This is a genomic window from Flavobacterium sp. (assembly GCF_046296355.1).
In the GTDB taxonomy this organism is placed as follows: Bacteria; Bacteroidota; Bacteroidia; order Flavobacteriales; family Flavobacteriaceae; genus Flavobacterium.
The window spans coordinates 1-20,178 of the sequence record NZ_JBKBLM010000012.1 but is presented as its reverse complement, the minus strand read 5'-3'; the positions used below and the strand labels follow the sequence as shown (position 1 = coordinate 20,178).

24 protein-coding genes and 1 pseudogene are annotated in these 20,178 nt (G+C 36.8%); 24 read left to right on the top strand and 1 reads right to left on the bottom strand.

Features of this window, described 5'->3' with window-relative positions; translation table 11 throughout:
• The 17 genes and pseudogenes from rplE (at window position 1) to carA (ending at window position 9,775) form a co-directional block, all read left to right on the top strand.
• Window positions 1-552, top strand: coding sequence for a 50S ribosomal protein L5 (gene rplE / locus ACK4HO_RS06800; RefSeq protein ID WP_121312859.1), 552 nt, complete (start codon window positions 1-3; stop codon window positions 550-552).
• 3 nt (window positions 553-555) lie between these two features.
• Window positions 556-825 (top strand): 30S ribosomal protein S14, encoded by a 270-nt coding sequence (gene rpsN, locus ACK4HO_RS06795; protein WP_187661033.1) that lies wholly within the window; start codon window positions 556-558, stop codon window positions 823-825.
• 104 nt (window positions 826-929) lie between these two features.
• A complete protein-coding gene (gene rpsH, locus ACK4HO_RS06790) occupies window positions 930-1,328 on the top strand; it encodes a 30S ribosomal protein S8 (RefSeq protein ID WP_187661032.1) in 399 nt (132 codons plus the stop codon).
• 16 nt (window positions 1,329-1,344) lie between these two features.
• Window positions 1,345-1,887 carry a 50S ribosomal protein L6 gene (rplF, locus tag ACK4HO_RS06785; RefSeq protein WP_133533885.1) on the top strand — a complete coding sequence of 181 codons (543 nt, stop codon included), beginning with the start codon at window positions 1,345-1,347 and terminating at the stop codon, window positions 1,885-1,887.
• 11 nt (window positions 1,888-1,898) lie between these two features.
• On the top strand, window positions 1,899-2,252 hold the full coding sequence (gene rplR, locus ACK4HO_RS06780; protein ID WP_121312863.1) for a 50S ribosomal protein L18: 354 nt from the start codon (window positions 1,899-1,901) through the stop codon (window positions 2,250-2,252).
• A 3-nt stretch (window positions 2,253-2,255) separates the two neighbouring features.
• Window positions 2,256-2,780 (top strand): 30S ribosomal protein S5, encoded by a 525-nt coding sequence (gene rpsE, locus ACK4HO_RS06775; RefSeq protein WP_121312864.1) that lies wholly within the window; start codon window positions 2,256-2,258, stop codon window positions 2,778-2,780.
• 12 nt (window positions 2,781-2,792) lie between these two features.
• Window positions 2,793-2,975 (top strand): 50S ribosomal protein L30, encoded by a 183-nt coding sequence (gene rpmD / locus ACK4HO_RS06770; RefSeq protein WP_121312865.1) that lies wholly within the window; start codon window positions 2,793-2,795, stop codon window positions 2,973-2,975.
• A gap of 12 nt (window positions 2,976-2,987) precedes the next feature.
• Complete coding sequence (gene rplO / locus ACK4HO_RS06765) at window positions 2,988-3,440, top strand: 50S ribosomal protein L15 (RefSeq protein ID WP_121312866.1); 453 nt, start codon at window positions 2,988-2,990, stop codon at window positions 3,438-3,440.
• A gap of 11 nt (window positions 3,441-3,451) precedes the next feature.
• Window positions 3,452-4,795, top strand: a complete 1,344-nt coding sequence (secY, locus tag ACK4HO_RS06760) for a preprotein translocase subunit SecY (protein ID WP_409664274.1) — start codon at window positions 3,452-3,454, stop codon at window positions 4,793-4,795.
• 5 nt (window positions 4,796-4,800) lie between these two features.
• On the top strand, window positions 4,801-5,016 hold the full coding sequence (gene infA / locus ACK4HO_RS06755; protein WP_008254466.1) for a translation initiation factor IF-1: 216 nt from the start codon (window positions 4,801-4,803) through the stop codon (window positions 5,014-5,016).
• A 10-nt stretch (window positions 5,017-5,026) separates the two neighbouring features.
• Window positions 5,027-5,143: a type B 50S ribosomal protein L36 gene (gene ykgO, locus ACK4HO_RS06750; protein WP_002987490.1), complete on the top strand. Its 117-nt coding sequence runs from the start codon at window positions 5,027-5,029 to the stop codon at window positions 5,141-5,143.
• A gap of 3 nt (window positions 5,144-5,146) precedes the next feature.
• On the top strand, window positions 5,147-5,521 hold the full coding sequence (rpsM, locus tag ACK4HO_RS06745) for a 30S ribosomal protein S13 (RefSeq protein WP_171222661.1): 375 nt from the start codon (window positions 5,147-5,149) through the stop codon (window positions 5,519-5,521).
• An 8-nt stretch (window positions 5,522-5,529) separates the two neighbouring features.
• On the top strand, window positions 5,530-5,913 hold the full coding sequence (rpsK, locus tag ACK4HO_RS06740) for a 30S ribosomal protein S11 (RefSeq protein WP_121312869.1): 384 nt from the start codon (window positions 5,530-5,532) through the stop codon (window positions 5,911-5,913).
• 120 nt (window positions 5,914-6,033) lie between these two features.
• A complete protein-coding gene (rpsD, locus tag ACK4HO_RS06735) occupies window positions 6,034-6,639 on the top strand; it encodes a 30S ribosomal protein S4 (protein ID WP_176305657.1) in 606 nt (201 codons plus the stop codon).
• A gap of 23 nt (window positions 6,640-6,662) precedes the next feature.
• Entirely contained in the window at window positions 6,663-7,655 is a 993-nt protein-coding gene (locus tag ACK4HO_RS06730; RefSeq protein WP_121312871.1) for a DNA-directed RNA polymerase subunit alpha, read from the top strand.
• Between the two features lie 61 nt (window positions 7,656-7,716).
• Window positions 7,717-8,178: pseudogene (rplQ, locus tag ACK4HO_RS06725) on the top strand (50S ribosomal protein L17); the annotation flags it as partial.
• Between the two features lie 475 nt (window positions 8,179-8,653).
• Window positions 8,654-9,775, top strand: a complete 1,122-nt coding sequence (gene carA, locus ACK4HO_RS06720) for a glutamine-hydrolyzing carbamoyl-phosphate synthase small subunit (protein WP_409664270.1) — start codon at window positions 8,654-8,656, stop codon at window positions 9,773-9,775.
• Between the two features lie 38 nt (window positions 9,776-9,813).
• Here carA and ACK4HO_RS06715 read toward each other — a convergent pair whose 3' ends face one another.
• Window positions 9,814-10,878 carry a hypothetical protein gene (locus tag ACK4HO_RS06715; protein WP_409664268.1) on the bottom strand — a complete coding sequence of 355 codons (1,065 nt, stop codon included), beginning with the start codon at window positions 10,876-10,878 and terminating at the stop codon, window positions 9,814-9,816.
• Between the two features lie 221 nt (window positions 10,879-11,099).
• Between ACK4HO_RS06715 and eno the strand changes: the two genes are divergently transcribed.
• The 7 genes from eno (at window position 11,100) to ACK4HO_RS06680 (ending at window position 20,038) form a co-directional block, all read left to right on the top strand.
• Window positions 11,100-12,392: a phosphopyruvate hydratase gene (gene eno, locus ACK4HO_RS06710; protein WP_409664267.1), complete on the top strand. Its 1,293-nt coding sequence runs from the start codon at window positions 11,100-11,102 to the stop codon at window positions 12,390-12,392.
• A 151-nt stretch (window positions 12,393-12,543) separates the two neighbouring features.
• Window positions 12,544-13,881, top strand: coding sequence for a peptide-N-glycosidase F-related protein (locus tag ACK4HO_RS06705; protein ID WP_409664265.1), 1,338 nt, complete (start codon window positions 12,544-12,546; stop codon window positions 13,879-13,881).
• A 93-nt stretch (window positions 13,882-13,974) separates the two neighbouring features.
• A complete protein-coding gene (gene guaA, locus ACK4HO_RS06700) occupies window positions 13,975-15,504 on the top strand; it encodes a glutamine-hydrolyzing GMP synthase (protein WP_409664263.1) in 1,530 nt (509 codons plus the stop codon).
• A gap of 95 nt (window positions 15,505-15,599) precedes the next feature.
• The gene (locus tag ACK4HO_RS06695) at window positions 15,600-17,639 is read left to right on the top strand and encodes a LysM peptidoglycan-binding domain-containing protein (RefSeq protein ID WP_409664261.1); all 2,040 of its coding nucleotides are present in this window, start codon (window positions 15,600-15,602) and stop codon (window positions 17,637-17,639) included.
• The gene (locus ACK4HO_RS06690) at window positions 17,639-18,043 is read left to right on the top strand and encodes an OsmC family protein (RefSeq protein WP_409664259.1); all 405 of its coding nucleotides are present in this window, start codon (window positions 17,639-17,641) and stop codon (window positions 18,041-18,043) included. The genes ACK4HO_RS06695 and ACK4HO_RS06690 overlap by 1 nt, the downstream gene beginning before the upstream one ends.
• The gene (locus tag ACK4HO_RS06685) at window positions 18,043-18,282 is read left to right on the top strand and encodes a DUF3820 family protein (protein WP_409664335.1); all 240 of its coding nucleotides are present in this window, start codon (window positions 18,043-18,045) and stop codon (window positions 18,280-18,282) included. The genes ACK4HO_RS06690 and ACK4HO_RS06685 overlap by 1 nt, the downstream gene beginning before the upstream one ends.
• Before the next feature lie 139 nt (window positions 18,283-18,421).
• Entirely contained in the window at window positions 18,422-20,038 is a 1,617-nt protein-coding gene (locus ACK4HO_RS06680; RefSeq protein ID WP_409664257.1) for a CTP synthase, read from the top strand.
• Window positions 20,039-20,178: the final 140 nt, after the last annotated feature.

The window sequence follows — 20,178 nt, the reverse complement described above, 5'->3', positions numbered from 1 at the left end:
ATGGCATATACACCTAGACTTAAGCAAGAATATAAGGACAGAGTAATTGCTGCCCTTAAAGAAGAATTCGGTTATAAAAACGTAATGCAAGTTCCTAAATTGGAAAAAATCGTTTTAAGCCGTGGCGTTGGAGCAGCAGTTTCTGATAAAAAATTAGTTGACTATGCAGTTGACGAATTAACAAAAGTAACTGGACAAAAAGCAGTATCTACAATCTCTAAGAAAGACGTTGCGTCTTTCAAATTGAGAAAAGGTATGCCAATTGGTGCCAAAGTAACTCTTAGAGGAGAAAGAATGTATGAGTTTTTAGATAGACTTATCACATCATCTTTACCACGTGTAAGAGATTTTAGCGGTATCAAAGCTACTGGTTTTGACGGAAGAGGTAATTACAACCTTGGTGTTACCGAACAAATCATTTTCCCTGAAATTGATATTGATAAAGTAAATAAAATATCAGGTTTGGATATTACATTCGTAACTTCTGCCAACACAGACAAAGAAGCAAAGTCATTATTGGCTGAATTAGGTTTACCTTTTAAAAAGAATTAAGACATGGCTAAAGAATCAATGAAAGCCCGTGAGGTGAAAAGAGAAAAAACGGTAGCAAAGTACGCTGAGAAAAGAAAAGCTTTATTAGAAGCTAAAGATTACGAAGGCTTACAAAAATTACCAAAAAATGCTTCACCGGTTCGTATGCACAATCGTTGCAAATTAACAGGTAGACCAAGAGGGTATATGCGTCAATTTGGTATTTCACGTGTAACATTCCGTGAAATGGCTAATAACGGATTAATCCCGGGAGTTAAAAAAGCTTCTTGGTAATCTCGCAATAAGTTATTACTTTTGCAAACCAAAAAATAATTTTAATTGGTTAAAGGTTCATTAGGCGAGTGCCTCTTGAAAACCATAACCGCAAATTTATACATATGTATACAGATCCAATTGCAGATTATCTTACGAGAGTTAGAAATGCAGTGATGGCAAACCACAAAGTGGTTGAAATCCCGGCTTCGAACTTGAAAAAAGAAATCACAAAGATTTTATTCGATCAAGGATATATCTTAAGTTACAAATTTGAAGACAGTACTGTACAAGGTACTATCAAAATCGCTTTGAAGTATGATAAAGATACTAAAGAGTCTGTAATCAAAGATATCCAAAGAATTAGTAAACCAGGTTTACGTAAATATGCCGGTGCATCAAAGTTACCTAGAATCCTTAACGGATTAGGAATTGCTATTGTTTCAACTTCAAAAGGTTTAATGACCGGGAAACAAGCTAAGCAATTAAATGTTGGTGGAGAAGTAATTTGTTACGTATACTAATTAAAACAGTTAAACAATGTCAAGAATAGGTAAAAATCCAATTTCGATTCCTGCTGGTGTAACTGTTGAAGTTAGTGAAACAGTAATTACAGTTAAAGGAAAATTAGGTCAACTTACACAAGATTACGCAGACGTAACAGTAAAAGTTGAAGAAGGTCAACTAGTAGTAGAAAGACCATCTGATAGTAAAGATCATAGAGCAAAACACGGATTATATAGATCATTAATCAATAACATGATTGTGGGTGTATCTGAAGGTTTTACCAAAGAATTAGAATTGGTTGGAGTAGGTTACAGAGCCTCAAACCAAGGACAAAAATTAGACTTAGCCTTAGGTTTCTCTCACAATATTGTTTTAGAAGTTGCTCCTGAAGTAAAATTAGAAACGATTTCTGAAAAAGGGAAAAATCCAATCGTGAAGTTAACATCTTTCGACAAACAATTAATCGGACAAATCGCAGCGAAAATCAGAGGTTTCCGTAAACCAGAACCTTACAAAGGAAAAGGGGTTAAGTTTGTTGGTGAAGTATTAAGAAGAAAAGCAGGTAAATCAGCGTAAAAATTAGCATTATGTCATTAACAAAAACTGAAAGAAGACAAAGAATTAAATTCAGAATCAGAAAGATTGTTAGCGGTACTACTGCTAGACCAAGATTATCTGTATTCAGAAGTAATAAAGAAATCTACGCACAACTAATCGATGATGTGAATGGAGTTACTTTATTGGCTGCTTCATCAAAAGATAAAGGAGTAGATATTAAAGGTACAAACGTTGAAGTTGCCGCAGCAGTTGGAAAACTTGCAGCAGAAAAAGCGTTAAAAGCCGGGATCACTGAAGTAACTTTCGATAGAGGAGGTTATTTGTACCACGGTCGTATTAAATCATTAGCAGAAGGCGCAAGAGCGGCTGGACTTAAATTCTAATATATTATGTCTAAATACAAAAATGTAGAATTAGTAAAACCTAGCGGTCTTGAATTAAAAGATCGTCTGGTAAGTGTAAATCGTGTTACCAAAGTTACAAAAGGTGGTAGAGCTTTCGGGTTCTCTGCAATTGTAGTAGTAGGTGATGAAAACGGTGTTGTTGGACATGGTTTAGGAAAATCTAAAGACGTTTCTGAAGCTATTGCTAAAGCAGTAGAAGATGCAAAGAAAAACTTAGTTAGAATTCCTTTAAGTGGTCAATCTGTACCTCACGAACAAAAAGGAAAATTTGGTGGAGCAGCAGTATTTTTGATGCCTGCATCTCACGGTACCGGAGTAATCGCTGGTGGAGCTGTTCGTTCGGTTCTTGAGTCGGTTGGTATCCACGATGTATTGTCAAAATCACAAGGTTCATCAAACCCTCACAACGTGGTAAAAGCAACTTTTGATGCTTTATTACAAATGAGAAGTGCCGTTACTGTTGCAAAACAAAGAGGTATTTCTTTAGAAAAAGTTTTTAAAGGTTAATTCAAGGAAATTATGGCTAAATTATTAGTAAAACAAGTTAGAAGCAAAATCAATTGTCCTCTTACACAAAAGAGAGGATTAGAGGCTTTAGGTCTTCGTAAAATGGGACAGGTTGTGGAGCATGATTCAAATCCAGCTATCCTTGGAATGATAAATAAAGTTAAACACTTAGTTTCCGTAGAGGAAGTTAAATAACAAATCATAGTGATGAATTTAAGTAACTTACAACCTGCTGAAGGTTCTACACACAATCAAAATAAAAGATTAGGTAGAGGAGAAGGTTCTGGTAAAGGTGGTACCGCTGCACGTGGTCACAAAGGAGCAAAGTCTCGTTCTGGTTATTCTAAAAAGATTGGTTTTGAAGGTGGACAAATGCCACTTCAAAGACGTGTGCCTAAGTTTGGTTTCACAAACATCAACCGTAAAGAATATCAAGGGATCAACCTTGATGCACTTCAGTTATTGGTAGACAACGGAACTGTTACAGATACAGTAGATTTTACAGTATATGTAGAAACCCGTTTGGCTACTAAAAACGAATTGGTTAAGATTTTAGGAAGAGGAGAATTAAAAGCAAAATTAAAAGTAACTGCTCACAAATTTACTGCAACTGCTAAAGCGGCTATTGAAGCTGCCGGTGGAGAAGCTGTAACCTTATAATTAATAGAACAATGAAGAAATTTTTTGAATCATTAAATAATGTTTGGAAAATAGAAGAACTAAGAACAAGAATAACTTTAACGTTACTTCTTTTATTAGTTTACAGATTTGGAGCGCATGTAACTCTTCCGGGAATTGATGCTACACAATTAGAAAACTTAGCAGGTCAAACAGATAAAGGTATTGGATCAATACTAGATATGTTTACCGGTGGAGCTTTTTCTAAAGCATCAGTTTTTGCGTTAGGTATTATGCCCTACATTTCAGCTTCAATTGTTGTTCAATTAATGGGTATCGCTATTCCTTATTTGCAGAAATTGCAAAAAGATGGCGAAAGTGGCAGAAAAAGATTAAATCAAATAACAAGATGGTTAACCATCGCAATCACTTTGGTACAAGGTCCTGGTTATATCTATAACCTATACACTACGCTACCTCCGGGTGCCTTCCTTTTAGGATTTGATTCATTCCAATTTTTGTTCTCTTCAGTATTAATTCTAACTACAGGTACAATATTCGCCATGTGGTTAGGTGAAAAAATTACAGACAAAGGTATTGGTAACGGTATTTCACTATTGATTATGGTGGGTATCTTAGCCAGATTGCCACAAGCATTATTTCAAGAATTTACCTCTAAAGTGACCAACAATAATGGTGGTCCAATGTTATTGGTATTTGAAATCGTAGTTTGGTTATTGGTAATCATTGCTTGCGTGCTATTAGTAATGGCAGTTAGAAAAATTCCGGTACAATACGCTCGTCGTACAACAACCGGTGATTTTGAACAAGACATGATGGGTGGCAACAGACAGTGGATTCCTTTGAAATTGAATTCTGCAGGAGTTATGCCAATCATTTTCGCACAAGCGATTATGTTCATCCCTGCGGCTTTAGCCGGACTTTCAAAATCTGAAACGTCTCAGTCTATTGCAGGTACTTTTAGTAATATGTTCGGATTTTGGTACAACTTTGTATTTGCTTTGTTGATTTTAATATTCACATTCTTCTACACTGCAATTACAGTTCCAACAAACAAAATGGCCGATGATTTAAAAAGAAGTGGTGGTTTTATTCCTGGTGTTAAACCCGGAGTGGAAACAGCCGATTTCTTAGATAAAATCATGTCTCTTATAACATTCCCTGGTTCATTATTTTTAGCATTAATCGCTGTGTTCCCAGCCATTGTTGTTAGTCTTGATGTACAACAATCTTGGGCAATGTTCTATGGTGGTACTTCATTAATCATTATGGTTGGTGTTGCTATCGATACTATTCAACAAATAAATTCTTATTTATTGAATAAACACTATGACGGATTGATGAAAAGTGGTAAAAATAGAAAAGCAGTAGCTTAATTTTTATGGCAAAACAATCAGCAATAGAACAAGACGGAACAATCATTGAAGCATTATCCAATGCTATGTTTCGTGTGGAATTAGAAAATGGACATATTGTGATTGCTCACATCTCCGGTAAAATGCGAATGCATTACATCAAATTGTTACCAGGTGACAAAGTGAAATTGGAAATGAGCCCTTACGATTTGTCAAAAGCAAGAATTACTTATAGATACTAAAGCTACTAATATGAAAGTAAGAGCATCAGTTAAAAAAAGAAGTGCCGAGTGCATTATCGTACGTCGCAAAGGCAGATTGTACGTGATTAATAAAAAGAATCCTAGATTTAAACAAAGACAAGGATAAGTTATGGCAAGAATAGCAGGGGTAGACATCCCAAAAAACAAAAGAGGAGTTATCGCTTTAACCTACATCTTCGGAGTAGGTAGAAGTAGAGCTATTGAGATTTTAGAAAAAGCTCAAGTAAGCCAAGATAAAAAAGTTCAAGATTGGAATGATGACGAAATCGGAGGAATCCGTGATGCGGTATCATATTACAAAATTGAAGGTGAACTTCGTTCAGAAGTGTCATTGCACATCAAACGTTTAATGGATATTGGATGTTATAGAGGTATCCGTCATAGATCTGGTCTTCCGTTAAGAGGACAAAGAACTAAGAACAACTCTAGAACAAGAAAAGGTAAAAGAAAAACTGTTGCTAACAAGAAAAAAGCAACTAAATAATAAATAATATGGCTAAAGCAACTGCAAAAAAACGTAAAGTTATCGTTGAATCAACGGGTGAAGCTCATATTAATGCTACCTTTAATAACATCATCATTTCGTTAACTAACAAAAAAGGTGAAGTTATCTCTTGGTCTTCAGCCGGTAAAATGGGCTTTAGAGGTTCTAAAAAGAACACTCCATACGCAGCTCAAATGGCAGCAGAAGATTGTGGAAAGGTGGCTTTAGAAGCTGGTCTTAAAAAAGTAAAAGTTTATGTAAAAGGACCGGGTAACGGACGTGAGTCTGCTATCAGATCTATTCATAATTCAGGAATTGAAGTAACCGAAATCATTGACGTTACTCCAATGCCACACAACGGATGTCGTCCTCCTAAAAGACGTAGAGTATAATTTATACTGAATTTATTTTCAGTATCTAATTAAACAAACAATAAGTATAATCAAGATTGGCGAATAGATTATCGAAGGATGTGACCTGAATTCATAATCTCAATCTTAAAACAATTTAAAATGGCAAGATATACTGGTCCACAAACTAGAATTGCTCGTAAATTTGGCGAAGCAATTTTCGGAGAAGACAAATCCTTCGAAAAAAGAAATTATCCTCCTGGACAACACGGGATGGCTAAAAAAAGAGGTAAAAAATCTGAATACGCTGTCCAATTAATGGAAAAGCAAAAAGCTAAATACTCTTACGGTATTTTAGAAAAACAATTCAGAAACCTTTTCGAAAAAGCAGCAGCTTCTAAAGGTGTAACAGGCGAAATCCTTTTACAATTATGTGAAGCTCGTTTAGATAACGTTGTATTTAGAATGGGAATTGCACCTTCAAGAAGAGCTGCAAGACAAATCGTTTCTCACCGTCACATTACTGTAAACGGAGAATTGGTAAACATCCCTTCTTACCACTTGAAACCAGGTGACAAAGTTGCTGTTCGTGAAAAATCTAAATCTGTTGAAGCTATCGAGCGTTCATTAGCCAACTCTTCTCATGTATATGAATGGATCACTTGGAATAATGATACTAAAGAAGGAACTTTTGTTTCTGTTCCTCAAAGACTTCAAATCCCAGAAAACATTAAAGAACAATTAATCGTAGAGTTGTACAACAAATAATAATTGACAATAGTCTAAATTATATGGCAATATTTAATTTTCAGAAGCCCGATAAAGTTATCATGATCGATTCAACCGATTTTGAAGGTAAGTTTGAATTCAGACCTTTAGAACCGGGATACGGATTGACCGTTGGTAATGCACTTAGAAGAGTTTTACTTTCTGCGTTAGAAGGTTATGCCATTACTTCGGTTCGTATCGAAGGAGTTGAGCATGAGTTTTCTACCATTTCAGGAGTTGTTGAAGATGTTACCGAAATTATCCTTAATCTTAAACAAGTACGTTTCAAACGTCAAATCGAAGATGTAGATAATGAAACGGTTTCTATCTCAATCTCAGGAAAAGACCAAATTACAGCAGGTGATTTTCAAAAATTCATCTCCGGTTTTCAGGTGTTAAACCCGGAACTGGTAATTTGTAACTTGGATAGCAAAGTTAACCTAAACATGGAATTAACTATCGAGAAAGGTCGTGGTTATGTTCCTGCTGAGGAGAACAAAAAACAAAATGCAGCCATTGGTACTATTTTTACAGACTCTATCTTTACCCCGGTAAAAAATGTAAAATACGCCATTGAAAACTTCCGTGTGGAGCAAAAAACAGATTATGAAAAATTAGTTTTTGAAATCAAAACTGATGGTTCAATCAATCCAAAAGATGCCTTAACAGAAGCTGCCAAAGTTTTAATTCACCACTTTATGTTATTCTCCGATGAGAGAATTACTCTTGAAGCTGATGAAATTGCTCAAACAGAGTCTTACGACGAAGAGTCATTACACATGAGACAGTTATTGAAAACCAAATTGGTTGATATGGACTTATCAGTAAGAGCACTTAATTGTTTGAAAGCAGCCGAAGTTGATACCCTTGGAGATCTTGTATCTTTCAACAAAAACGACTTAATGAAGTTCCGTAATTTTGGTAAAAAATCGCTAACTGAGTTAGACGAATTAGTAGCCAACAAGAATCTAACTTTCGGAATGGATTTAGGTAAATATAAATTAGATAAAGAATAAATTACTTCATATTTTGCTCTCCAAGGTGGATTGAGCAAGATGAAGGTTAAAAAAACACGTCATGAGACACGGAAAAAAAGTAAATCACTTAAGCAGACAGACCGGACATAGAAAATCTATGTTGGCTAATATGGCTTGTTCTCTTATCGAGCACAAACGTATTAATACTACTGTTGCTAAAGCTAAAGCGCTTAAACAATTTGTTGAGCCATTGGTAACAAAATCAAAAGAAGATACTACGCACAACAGACGTATCGTTTTCGCTTACTTACGCAACAAATACGCCGTAACTGAATTATTCAGAGACGTAGCTGCGAAAGTAGGAGATCGTCCGGGTGGATATACTCGTATCATCAAAATGGGTAACCGTCTTGGAGATAACGCTGATATGGCCATGATCGAGTTAGTAGATTTCAACGAACTATACAACGGAGGTAAAAAAGAAGAGAAAAAAGGTAGAACACGTCGTGCTAAGAAAACGACTGCGCCTGCTGCAACTCCTACTGCTGCACCAGTTGTAGAAGAAGTAGCTCCAATCGTTGAAGAGGCTGCTCCAATCGTAGAAGAAGTTGTTGAGACTCCGGCTGCAGAGGTTGTAGAAACTCCAGTTGCTGAAGTTGAGACTCCAGAAGTTGTTGAAGAAGCTCCGGCAGTTGCCGAAGTGGAAGAAACTCCGGCTGACGAAACTCCGAAAGCTCCGGCTGATGAAGAATCTAAAGAAGAGCAAGCCTAATGGTTGCCCATTCTTAAATATAAAGGATAAACGTTTTGTTTATCCTTTTTTTTTGGCTTGTACCGAGCAAAGAGGTAGTGTCAAAGTCAGGAGCGAATGGTTCGGGATTTATCAGCCATCCATATTCCTGCTTTTCGAGTTGCACGGCAACTTCTACAATCAGGGCTAAAAAGAAAACAAAAGGAATGTTTATAAACTTTTATAATTCTGTTTTATTATCACAGTACAATAATTTAATTTTGCAAAACTACAACACAACAAGATAATGAAGTACACCACACGACCACAAGCTCTCTTACTACTAGCAGACGGCACCATCTTTTACGGAAAATCAATCGGTATCTCCGGCAAAACCTTTGGCGAAGTTTGTTTCAACACCGGAATGACCGGTTACCAAGAAATCTTCACCGATCCGTCTTATTTCGGACAAATCATGGTAGCTACCAATCCGCACATCGGAAACTATGGTGTAAACGCCAATGAAGTAGAAGCTGACAAAATCATGATTTCAGGCCTAGTTTGTAAAAACTTCAGCTTTACCCATTCGCGCCCCGATTCGGAAAGCAACCTTTACGATTACTTCGAAAAAGAAAACCTAATCTGTATCTCAGATGTCGATACAAGAGCTTTGGTAAGTTACATCCGTGACCACGGTGCTCAAAACGCCGTAATCTGTACTGACGGAACTCCGATAGAAGAATTAAAACAATTATTAGCCAACGTTCCCGATATGAAAGGTTTGGAATTGGCGTCAACAGTATCTGTTACTGAACCATATTTCTTCGGAGAAGAAAATGCTACTTATAAAATCGCAGCCTTAGATCTAGGGATCAAAAGAAACATCTTGAGAAATTTAGCGAAAAGAGATTGCTACATCAAAGTATTCCCATACAACGCCACTTTCGAAGAGCTAAAATCCTTCAATGCTGATGGTTACTTCTTGTCAAACGGACCGGGCGATCCGGAACCACTAGAAGGTGTAATCGAAGTGGCAAAAGAAATGATTACTTCAGATAAACCCGTTTTCGGGATTTGTTTAGGACACCAAATTATAGGTTTGGCCAATGGCGTATCAACTTACAAGATGTTCAACGGTCACAGAGGAATCAATCATCCGGTAATGAATATCTTGACCGGAAAAGGAGAAATCACCTCGCAAAACCACGGATTCGCAGTCAACAGAGAAGAATTGGAAAATCACACCGATATAGAAATCACGCATTACCATATCAACGACAATACTGTTGCGGGAATGAGAATGAAATCAAAAAATGTATTTTCGGTGCAATACCATCCGGAAGCCAGTCCAGGTCCGCATGACTCTTCTTATTTGTTTGATGATTTTATCACCAACATCAAAAAGGCAAAAAGCTTACTTGAAGTATAAACCTTTTGCCTTCACAGACTAAATTCTAATACGGGGAATTAATTGTTAACAGCATATTTTGTGTGGATGTTTTCAAATTCCCCGTTGTTTTTTAAGAAAGTGCCATTGGTTACAAACCAACTGTCATACAATACTTTTTTGGCAGTTTGAATGGTATTAAAAACAGCATAAAACGAATTCTTTTTGGTATTATAACTTCTAACGACTTGGTTGTAATTAGCAACAGTCTCATTGGTTTGCGGAGCTTTTGAATTTTTTAAGGTTTGAAGCGCATTGTATTCATCCACATAATCATTAAATAAATTGGCAAATTTTCCTTTTTGGTCATTGATGAAATTCGAATATTTTATATTGGCAGCGTTAAGCGTGTTGTCTTTAAAATTGTTGTTATACTGAGTAGTTTTTGCCAAAGCAGCTTGGTGCATAACGGTTATACTGTTCAAACAGTCGAAAAATCCTTTTTTATCCTTCGCCGTAATTACAAAAGTTAGTTTTTGGTCAATCACATTGATTTTATAAAATAATACGTTTTGTAAGGCATTGTATTCTAAAACATTTTTGCCGTTACAACTCTTTAAAGTCATATTGTATTGGGTTCCAAAAGCTTTTTTGCTTTTTTCATAATCTTTCAATTCTTGAAAATAACTGGCCAAGTCTTTTTCTTTCTGATTAAGATTTACCCCAATTTCGGTCAATGATAAAGTGCTTTGGTATTCATAATCGTTTAAAATCAAACTCCCGTTAAGCAAAGACACTATCGTTTTTTGATTCATTTTGATAAAGCTGTCTCTAAGCGAAGTGTTGTTCTCAAAGCCTTTGTTGTTACTTCTTAAATTGGCATTCATACTTTCCAATTTTTCAATAATTTTTCCGGCAGCAGCATTAGATCTCGAGGCCAATTGTGATTCTACGATAGTAACCGAATAATCCATTAACGATTTCTTTACAAACATTTCGTTCTTTCCAAAATCATCCATATAAGCATTGATATAACGATAATCTTGTGAGTATATAGAAGTTGGAATAAGTCCAACCAAAAGAACCAAGTAAATTATAGTAAATAATTTACTTCGGACACTGTTTTTAAGAGTAGCATTTTTCATGACAAATAGGTTTTAAACATTACCGTAAAGTTATACAGAACATCAATGACAGTTGTTATGCAATATTGCATTAAACTTGTATAATTAACGGTAAAATGAATTTGTGTTAAATTTTGGCCAAACTAAATCGATTGCGTTTATAAGTTGTGTAAATAATTAATAATGGCTTTTTTAAATTTCTTAAATTTGTGAACCTAATTAAAATCTAAAAACAATATACAATGAGCATAATCATCAAAGTTCACGCAAGACAAATTCTTGATTCCAGAGGAAATCCAACTATTGAAGTAGATGTAGTAACCGAAAACGGCGTTTTAGGTCGTGCTGCTGTTCCAAGTGGCGCTTCAACCGGAGAACACGAAGCAGTAGAATTAAGAGACGGCGGAAAAGCCTATATGGGTAAAGGAGTTTTGAAAGCCGTGAAGAATGTTAACGATACTATTGCTCCTGAATTAATGGGTGTTTCTGTTTTCGAACAAAATCACATCGACCAATTAATGATTGAATTGGATGCTACTCCAAACAAATCAAACCTTGGTGCCAATGCAATTTTAGGCGTTTCTTTGGCCGTTGCTAAAGCAGCAGCTAACGAATTAGGATTGCCATTATACCGTTACGTAGGTGGTGTTTCTGCCAATACTTTACCGGTTCCCATGATGAACATCATCAATGGTGGCTCACACTCCGATGCGCCAATCGCTTTCCAAGAGTTTATGATTATGCCGGTAAAAGCAACATCATTCACTCATGCAATGCAAATGGGAACAGAAATTTTCCACAACTTGAAAAAAGTATTACACGATAGAAATCTTTCTACAGCAGTAGGTGACGAAGGTGGTTTTGCACCAAACCTTGCCGGCGGGACAGAAGATGCTTTGGATACCATCAAAAAAGCGGTTGAAAATGCAGGATATAAATTTGGAGACGAAATTATGATTGCCCTTGATTGTGCCGCTTCAGAGTTTTATGTAGACGGAAAATATGACTACACAAAATTCGAAGGCGCAACCGGAAAAATCAGAACTTCAAAAGAACAAGCGGAATACTTAGCGTCTTTAGCAACAAATTATCCAATCATTTCTATCGAAGACGGTATGTATGAAGACGATTGGGAAGGTTGGAAATATTTAACAGAGTTAATCGGAAACAAAACCCAATTGGTAGGTGACGATTTATTCGTAACCAATGTAGAACGTTTATCACGTGGAATTAGTGAAGGAATCGCAAATTCTATCTTAGTAAAAGTAAATCAAATTGGAACTTTAACGGAGACCATTGCAGCGGTAAATATGGCACATAACGCGGGCTATACTTCGGTAATGTCTCACCGTTCAGGAGAAACAGAAGACAACACCATTGCTGATTTAGCCGTAGCTTTAAACTGTGGTCAAATCAAAACGGGTTCGGCTTCGCGTTCAGACCGTATGGCGAAATACAACCAGTTGTTGCGTATAGAAGAAGAATTAGGCGATACGGCTTACTTTCCGGGCTTAAGAGCATTTAAACAAAAATAATTATTAAAAATATTTAGTTGCACCTGACCGGTTTTTGGAATCTGTCAGGTGTTTTTTTATTCTGTGATTTCCTTTTGATTTTCAGGCAAATAAGTTCAGTTTAAATAAACTTTTTTTTACTTTTACACACTTAACAACCAAAAACACAACTATGAAGAAATATTACTTTTTAGTACTTTTCCTTTTAGGATTATCCCTAACATCTAAAGCGCAAACTACCATTCTTATTTATGAAGACGTATTGTTTTATGACGGCTATGCTGCCTTGGTAAACCATCCTACTGCGGCCGATGTAGTCAGATTGAGAAACGATTTGTTTACCAAAAAATTGACACCCGAAGTATTGTCGCAAATTGGAAATACCCTAACGCTTGATATTTCAATCTCTGCCGCGTGCGATAACTATGACCGAATCGGAAATATCAATTTGGCCTTAGTGCCCAAAGGATCTCCGTTTTATAGTCCGGCCACTACAAGCAGAATTGAGTTAGGCAGATTTATAACACCGTTTATGAATAAAAATGTTGCGCCCAATTTGGTGCCTTACACTTTTACAGTAGATAATGTAACCAAAATATTAAAAGACGAGTACCTAAATACGCTTTATGATTTTTGGATAGAGTTTGAATTATTTGGTGTGCCTTATGCAGCCAATACACAAATCGCAGGTTGTTCAGGTCGGAATGATGTGTTTTACGGAACATTGAATTTTATTACCAATACAGATACAACGGTGCCCGACGACACTTTTATTTTGCCTTTAAATTTCAAAAAGGATCTCAATAATTATGCGACCGGTGCTTCAGATGCGATAGGAACAACTGTAAGAACCATCAATTTTAATCTTGATTCCCAAATTAATAATGCTAAATTTTATTTGATTACGTCCAATCACGGAGCCAATTCAGGTGGAGAAGAATACAACAGAAGATGGCATTATATTTCTTTGGATTCCAACCAGATATTGACGTATCGTCCGGGCGAACTAACTTGTGAGCCTTACCGAATTTATAATACTCAGGCAAACGGAATTTATGGTGCAACCCCAAGAACGCCATCACAATGGCAGTCTTTTAGCAATTGGTGTCCGGGTTCGGTTATTCCTATTCGCGAAATCAGTTTGGGTAATTTAAGTCCGGGTGCCCATTCGTTTCAAATAGCTGTGCCTGATGCTGTCTTTGTAGGCGCACAAGGTTATATACCGGTTTCTTTGTATTTACAAGGAGAAAATACGGTTTTAGGAGTAGAAAGTTTTACCCAATTAGATTTTGATTATTACCCTAATCCAACCAAAGACAACATCACCGTTACGGCCAATAGTATTATCAAATCCATTCAGTTATGTGATATGCAAGGCAGGGTTTTGTTAACTCAAATTACCGATACTTCGCAAGCAACTATTGATGTTTCTAATTATTCTAATGGCATTTACTTTTTAAAAGTAGATTCAATTAGCGGTGAAAAGACCAAAAAGATAGTGAAAGAGTAAGCGCTATTCCCAAAATTTACGGCAAAAGAAAATTCCTTTAAAGATTCTTCTTTTGCCGTTTTTTATTTTCAATCGAGAGTAGTACTTTTGCGCATGCAACACAACGTACTTATTTTAGATTTCGGTTCGCAATACACACAACTTATTGCACGCCGCGTTCGCGAATTAAACATATTCTGCGAAATTTTTCCGTTCAATCATTTTCCTGATGATTTATCGTCCTATAAAGCAGTTATCCTTTCGGGTAGCCCTTATTCTGTGAGAGGAGAAGATGCTCCTCATCCTGATTTATCTCAAATTCGTGGTAAAATGCCTTTGTTGGCGGTTTGTTACGGTGCCCAATATTTAGCCCATTTCAACGGTGGAGAAGTGGCACCAAGTAATATTCGTGAATATGGTAGAGCCAATTTGTATTTTATCAAAGATGACGAAGCCTTTTTTGAGGAAGTAGCTTTAAACAGTCAGGTTTGGATGAGTCATAGTGACACGATTAAACAAATGCCAACCAATGGTGTATTGTTAGCTAGTACCAAAGACGTAGCCAATGCAGCTTATCGTATTGAAGGAGAAACTACCTATGCTATTCAATTTCATCCTGAAGTATACCATTCAACCGATGGAAAACAAATTTTAGAAAACTTCTTAGTCAAAATAGCCGAAGTACCGCAAAATTTCACCCCGAATGCTTTCGTGGAAGATTGTGTGAAAGAATTACAAGAAAAAGTTAAAGACGATAAAGTAGTTCTTGGACTTTCAGGTGGCGTAGATTCTACCGTGGCTGCTGTATTGTTGAATAAAGCCATTGGTAAAAACCTCTATTGTATTTTCGTAAATAATGGTTTGCTTCGCAAAAACGAATTCGAAAACGTATTGCACCAATACAAAGACATGGGATTAAACGTAAAAGGCGTTGACGCTTCAGAACGTTTTCTTTCAGCCTTAGACGGAATCGAAGAACCGGAAGCCAAACGAAAAGCCATCGGTCGAGTTTTTATCGAAGTATTTGATGATGAAGCACATCTTATTGAAGACGTAAAATGGTTGGCGCAAGGAACAATCTATCCTGATGTAATCGAATCGGTTTCGGTAAAAGGACCATCGGCCACTATAAAATCACACCACAATGTTGGCGGTTTACCCGATTTTATGAAACTCCAAATTGTTGAACCTTTGCGCATGCTTTTCAAAGATGAAGTGCGTCGCGTAGGAAAAACATTGGGCATCGACCCTGAACTTTTAGGAAGGCATCCGTTCCCAGGACCGGGATTGTCTATCAGAATTTTGGGTGCAATAACGCCTGAAAAAGTTAGAATTCTGCAAGAAGTAGATGCCGTTTTCATCAACGGATTAAAAGAACACGGTTTGTACGATAAAGTATGGCAAGCCGGAGCTATTTTATTGCCGGTCAATAGTGTAGGAGTAATGGGAGACGAACGTACTTATGAAAAAGTTGTAGCCCTTCGTGCCGTTGAATCAACTGACGGAATGACTGCGGATTGGGTACATTTACCCTATGATTTTTTGATGAAAATCTCCAATGAAATCATCAATAAAGTAAAAGGCGTAAACAGAGTAGTGTATGATATCAGCTCAAAACCACCTGCAACGATAGAATGGGAATAGTTTTTGTTAACATAAAAAAGTTAATGAAAAGTAAAGCAATAAACATTGCAAGTCAAAAGTTTTGTTAACTTTAACGTTAAATAAATGACCAATTTATGAAAAACCGAATTATTTTCTCACTGCTTTTTGTACTGATTGTCACGTTTAGCTCTTCGGCGAAACAAGACAAATACGTCAAGCATACTGTGGTGCAAGGGGAAACGATCACGTTAATAGCGCAAAAATACAAGGTTACTCCTTTTGATATTTATAAACTTAATCCCGATTCTCAAAACGGAATCCAATTGAACAGCGTTTTGTTGATTCCGCCATCATCGGCAGAGCCAACGGTAATTGCGCCAAAGCAAACACAGCCTAAAGCTAATTCAAATCCAACAACTCATTTGGTGCAACCCAAAGAAACCTTGTTTAGTCTTTCCAGACAATATGGTGTTTCGGTAGAGGCATTAAAAGAAGCCAATGGCGATTTGTTAAAAGAAGGTCTGAAAATTGGACAAACAATAAAGATTCCATCAGGTGTTGTAAGTCGAGAAACTTACGAGAAACCACCTTTAGAAAAACCGGTTCCGGCTCCAAAAGAGACACCGAAAGTAGTCGTGAAAAGCGAACCAAAGGTTGAATCACCCAAAACAAATGCTGCTTATCACATCATCGAACCAAAGGAGACCAAATACGGGATTTCAAAAAAATATGGCATGACCATTCAAGAGTTGGAAAGATTAAATCCGGCAATTTTGACTGATTTTCCAGTGGGATTAAAATTAGTGGTTTCGGGAAATGCGCCTGCGGTAACTTCAAAACCTGTTGAATCAGCTGAACCAATTAAAGAAAAACCGGCAGTTGTTAATCCGAATTCAGGAAAAAAATATTTGCAGGAATATGTGGTCAAGCCAAAAGAAACGATTCAAAGCATTGCCACCGATTTCGGAATTACTGAAACCGAATTAATTCAGCTCAATCCGGAGTTGAAAAAAGGAATCAAACTGGGTATGATTTTGCGGGTACCCATGGGTCAGAAAGTTAATGTCCCCAAAAAGGATCAAGGCAATTTAATGAAGAATTTAAACACTAATGCGAGGAAACAACTCGCATTACTTTTGCCCTTTAATATCAGTAAAATTGAAAACGACACAGTCAATTCAACCCAAGCGCGTTTGAAAAAGGATAAGTTTCTCAATCTGACCTTAGATTTTTATTCGGGCGCATTGATGGCCATTGATTCTGCCAAAGTTTTGGGAATGAATATCGATATCAAAATTTTAGATTCTCAAGAAACCAAAAGTAATTCAAACGCAGCCGCATTGGTACAACAAAATAATTTGGCAAGTATGGATGCGATTATCGGGCCGTTCTACCAAGCCAATGTTGAAAAATTGGCCGAGTTATTAGAGCCAACCAAAACACCGGTTATCTCTCCGCTATCCAAAGACACAGGAAAAAAGTTTGCCAATTTGTACCAATCAATGCCGTCATTAGAGCAAATGCGTGGTTCGGTTTTTCAGTATATGAAAACCAAAGGTGGTAACGTTATTGCTGTGGTTGATGCCAAAAAAGGCAGCGTAAAACAATACATACAGGAAATGCAAAGCGATACAAAACTGGTTGGCTTAAGCGCCAAAGGAAGTTTTGTGTCCGACAGTTTGCGTGTCCATTTGCAAAAAGACAAAATGAATTATGTACTATTAGCATCTGAGAGTACAGGGATGATTTTGGCCACAACTAATGCGATGCTTTCGGCCCAGAAGGATTACCAAGTGCAATTGGTGATTATGGAACCCAACGAAACCTTAGATTTCGAAGAAATATCTTTGACTCGTTTGACTAAATTGAAATTGCTTTATCCGTCATTGTCAAGACCAAACGAAACGGTTGAAGCCAATCAGTTTGATGCAAAATATAAAAAGTCCAATAAAATTATTCCAAATCAATATGCCATTAGAGGTTTTGATTTGACTTTTGATACTTTACTGCGTTTGTCACAGGAAAAAACTTTTGAAGAAAGCATTCAAACCGATGCTTCTGAGCAAATAGAAAACAAATTTGATTATACCCAAAATGCTACTTACGGATACTCAAACAACGGAATTTATATTTTGTATTACGACACCGACTTAACCATCAAAGAAGCTTTATAATGCCTACATCCAAAGTTACTTATTTAGGAGATTTGAGAACGTCTTCCATCCATTTACAATCCGGAAGCGAAATCATTTCCGATGCGCCACTAGACAACAATGGCAAAGGAGAAGCTTTTTCTCCAACGGATACAGTTGCCAATGGATTTGCCAGTTGTATGTTTACCGTTATGGGAATCAAAGCTCGTGAAATGGGTGTAGATTTTTCCGGTTCTACCGCTGAAGTAACTAAAATTATGGCCGCTGATCCAAGAAGAATTTCCGAAATTCACGTGACTTTTGAAATGAACCTCGAAGCCGATGAAAAAACCAAAACCATTTTGGAAAGAACTGCATTAACTTGTCCGGTACATTTCAGTTTGCATCCCGATATCAAACGAGAAATTGTTTTTAATTGGAAGTAATTTTGAACGACCAACAAAAACTCCTCATTAAACTCGCGCACACCAAAATGCCTTTCGGCAAATATGAAGGCTATTATCTCATTGACTTGCCCGAATATTACGTAGTTTGGTATTCTCAAAAAGGATTACCAAAAGGACAATTAGGAGAACAACTCCAACTCGTTTACGAACTCAAATTAAACGGTTTGGAAGAATTGGTACGCAATATCAAAAAGCAATATCCTAAGAAAGATTATTAGATTTTTAGACTACTTAGACAAGTTAGATTATTGGATTTTCTTTTTTCTAAAAATCTAACATTTTAACAATCTAACAATCGAATTATAATTGTATTTTTGCCTCGTTTTTTACAACAACAACACAGCAACATAATTTACAATGAACCCAACACAAACAAAATACATTTTTGTTACCGGCGGTGTGACATCTTCCTTAGGAAAAGGAATCATCGCAGCTTCTTTAGCCAAGTTACTACAGGCTAGAGGTTATCGAACGACCATACAAAAGTTTGATCCTTACATCAATGTCGATCCAGGAACTTTAAATCCCTACGAACACGGAGAATGTTTTGTAACGGATGACGGCGCGGAAACCGATTTGGATTTAGGTCATTACGAGCGTTTCTTAAACGTTCCGACTTCGCAAGCGAATAATGTTACAACAGGAAGAGTTTATCTTTCTGTGATTGAAAAGGAGCGAAGAGGAGAATTTTTGGGTAAAACGGTTCAAGTCGTTCCTCATATCACAAACGAAATTAAAGACCGCATGCAATTGCTTGGACAATCAGGCGATTTTGATATAGTAATTACAGAAATCGGTGGAACAGTCGGCGATATCGAATCGTTACCATACATTGAATCTGTACGCCAATTGGTTTGGGAATTGGGTGAATCTAATTCGTTAGTAATCCATTTAACATTAGTTCCTTATTTGGCGGCAGCCGGAGAATTAAAGACAAAGCCAACCCAACACTCGGTAAAAACGTTGATGGAAAGCGGTATAAAAGCGGATATTTTAGTTTGTCGAACCGAACACGAAATATCAGACGAATTGCGTCAAAAATTAGCGTTATTCTGTAACGTAAAACGCGAAGCTGTTATCCAATCTATAGATGCTTCAACAATTTATGAAGTGCCTAATTTGATGTTGGAAGAAGGTTTGGATATCGTTGCGCTAAAGAAATTAAACTTACCCAAAAAAGCGGCTCCGGATTTAAAAAACTGGAACACTTTTTTACACCGATTAAAACATCCAAAACAAACAGTAAACGTTGGTTTGGTTGGAAAATACGTAGAATTGCAAGATTCGTATAAATCGATTTTAGAAGCCTTTATTCATGCCGGAGCTGCGAATCAGACTAAAGTAAATGTAATCAGTATTCACTCGGAATATTTGGATGAGGCCAATGCTGCTGAGCAATTACAAGGGTTAGACGGAATTTTGGTAGCACCGGGATTTGGTGGTCGAGGCATTGAAGGAAAAATTGATACGGTTCGTTACGCCCGTGAAAATAACATTCCGTTTTTCGGAATTTGTTTGGGCATGCAAATGGCGGTTATCGAATATTCCAGAAATATTCTCGGATTGAAAGATGCCAATTCAACCGAGATGAATGAGGAAACCAAACATCCGGTGATTTCTATCATGGAAGAGCAAAAAACGATTACCGACAAAGGAGGAACGATGCGTTTAGGCGCTTGGAAATGTGATATTAAAGAAGGAAGTTTGGCCTATGAAATTTATGGCAAAAGCCAAATTCAAGAGCGTCACCGTCACCGTTACGAGTTTAATAATGAGTACAGGAAACAACTGGAAGCAGCAGGTTTGATTGCTTCGGGAGTCAATCCTGATACCGGTTTGGTAGAAATCATCGAAATTAAGAACCATCCTTTTTTCATCGGTGTACAATACCATCCGGAATATAGGAGTACTGTTGCCAATCCACACCCAATTTTTGTTAGCTTTGTGGCCGCAATGGTAAAACATAAAAAATAAAGATGTAACAATTAATTCATTGTTGCTTCTTATGACAAATAAATAAAAAATGGAACAAAAGAAATTTGATTTTAATTCGATTATCGGTTTTGCTTTAATCTTCGTGATTATCCTTTGGATGATGTACAACAACAGAGAAG